Below are 1,978 nucleotides of genomic sequence, written 5' to 3' on the forward strand. Positions count from 1 at the left end.
CCAGCCTGGCTAGGAAGCTGGCATAGGCTTCGGGATTGACCGATATGAGCGCGCGTTCTAGCAGGGTCTCTTCGGCTGCTCGGCGTGCCGCCTCGAGGATAAAGTCCGTCCGATTCTTGCCCCGCACCTGAGCGGCACGGTCGATCAAACCCCGCTCCTCTGCCCGAATACGGATGTTCAGGGTCTCGCGCCGGGATGATTGTTCAGGTGATGCGGTCATGACAGTGTGTCCTATCTGGAAAAATCCTATCCTAGAATAATGACGTTGTCATTACAAGCCCGTGTAACCTGGTAGCCTGGTAGAGTGGGCACGGTCCACCTATATTCGTCCCCACGGCAAACACGTGGGCCATACTCACCCGGCTGGATTGCGTTCCGCCAGATCCGCAACCTGTAGCAGAGTAAAATGGGCAAAGCGGAGCATGCCTGTCATCCCAGGGCAATCGCGCTATGCGGTAGCCGGACTGGGCTGGCCGAGGAGCAGGCGCAACCGGTAATCATCGTTGAGGCCGGCCCGGAGTTTGCGGCGCCGGAGGCTATCACGCGCAGGGCCGTTGTGGCGTAGCATGTTCAGGGCCATGCGACGGATCACGGCCAGGGTTTCCGCCGAGTGGTCGTGGCGCGTCCGACAGGCATCTTCCCCGAATTGCACGTCCAAGACCCAGTGTTGTTGGTTTTCGATGCCCCAGTGCTGGCGGACGGTAGCCGCGAACCGGTCCCGCTCCGGGAACGAGCACAGGAAATAGCGGCATTCGGTACTGGTTTTTTCCCCGATGATGCGGGTGGACTCGACCCGCCCGACCGCCTGGAGCCCGGCCCACTCCGGTTTGGCCTCCAGCCAGTCGATCTGGCTGCTCAGGGCATAGCGGCGGATTTCGATCCGGCCGTGGTCTTTCTCCACCGTTTCCAGCACGGCCAGGTGCCCGCGCGCCACTTCGGTCTCCAGCCAGAGCTGCACGTCCGCGCACAAGGTGGGATGATTGTCCTTGAGCGCCAGGACGTAATCGGCGCCGGCCTCGACGAGAATCTGGGCGATGGCTTTCTGACAGCCCATGGCGTCGATCGACACCACCGCCCCCTGCAGGTCCAACAGAGCCAGCAGGTCCGGGATCGCGGTGATCTCATTCGATTGCTCCGCCACCGCCTGCTGGGCCAGTACCCAGCGCGCCCGGCCGGCAAAGGCGCTCACCAAATGCACCGCCGGGTTCGCCCCGTCCCGACTCCCCCGCACCGCGTTGCCATCGATGCAGATCTGCTCCTCCCCCAGTCTCGGCAACGCCGCCGTGGCCCAAGCCGTGAAGGCCGCTCGGAACGCCACCGGATCGATCCGCCCCAGTACATCGCTCAAGGTGTCGTGCGAGGGAATCCCATTAGGCAGGTCCAGAAACCCGCGCCACCAGGCCTCCTTCTCCTCGGCAAAGGCTTCCATCCCCACCCAGTCTTCCACCCCGCTCAGCACCGCGCACCGCACGATCAGCAGAATGTCGTGCAGCTTGTGCAGCTTGTTGCGGGTCTCGTGACGGGGATCGGACAGGGTGGCAAAATAAGGGCGGGGGTCGAGCAGTTGAGGCCGCATCGGTTCTCTCCATCAGATCAATCCCGTCCCGTTACCCTGGCGATCCACTTCCTGTCAACCCCCCACATAGCGCGATTGCCCTGACTGGCGGGTGTGGCCGGGTTGACCTCACCGCGGATCTGATCATTCAGGTTGTACCAGAACAGGTTGATGCTGGTCGATGCAGCACGGCCCCATTGTTTTGCCAACACAAATCTTGATTAGCAATATTCTTCAGCCAGCCCATTTTTGACAGCAAAAGGCGCATACTGGCCGCCTACCCACCGAGGAGCTTCCTGGCCTGCCAATGAACCGCATCCAATTCCAGCCGGGCCTATCGTTGCCCGCGTTTCTTCAACAGTTCGGCACCGAGGCGCAGTGTGAGGCGGCACTGGAGAAGGCGCGCTGGCCCCAAGGCTTCCG

The 1,978-nt window shown here is 62.3% G+C and carries 2 protein-coding genes and 1 pseudogene; 1 reads left to right on the forward strand and 2 read right to left on the reverse strand.

Annotated elements, in window-relative coordinates; genetic code table 11:
* Positions 1-220: type II toxin-antitoxin system TacA family antitoxin (locus tag AC11W3_RS22165; RefSeq protein WP_484093860.1), on the reverse strand; the 220-nt coding region annotated here is incomplete at its 3' end.
* Positions 221-448: 228 nt separating this feature from the next.
* Positions 449-1,576 (reverse strand): ISAs1 family transposase, encoded by a 1,128-nt coding sequence (locus AC11W3_RS22170; protein WP_484093861.1) that lies wholly within the window; start codon positions 1,574-1,576, stop codon positions 449-451.
* A gap of 280 nt (positions 1,577-1,856) precedes the next feature.
* Here AC11W3_RS22170 and AC11W3_RS22175 point away from each other — a divergent pair.
* Positions 1,857-1,978 (forward strand): annotated as a pseudogene (locus tag AC11W3_RS22175) (IS1595 family transposase); the annotation flags it as partial.

This window comes from Geomonas sp. (assembly GCF_056994735.1).

What these genes read in the sequence shown, in the direction of transcription:
- AC11W3_RS22170 (WP_484093861.1), bottom strand. Translation starts at nt 1,576, where the DNA reads ATGCGGCCTCAACTGCTCGACCCCCGCCCTTATTTTGCCACCCTGTCC.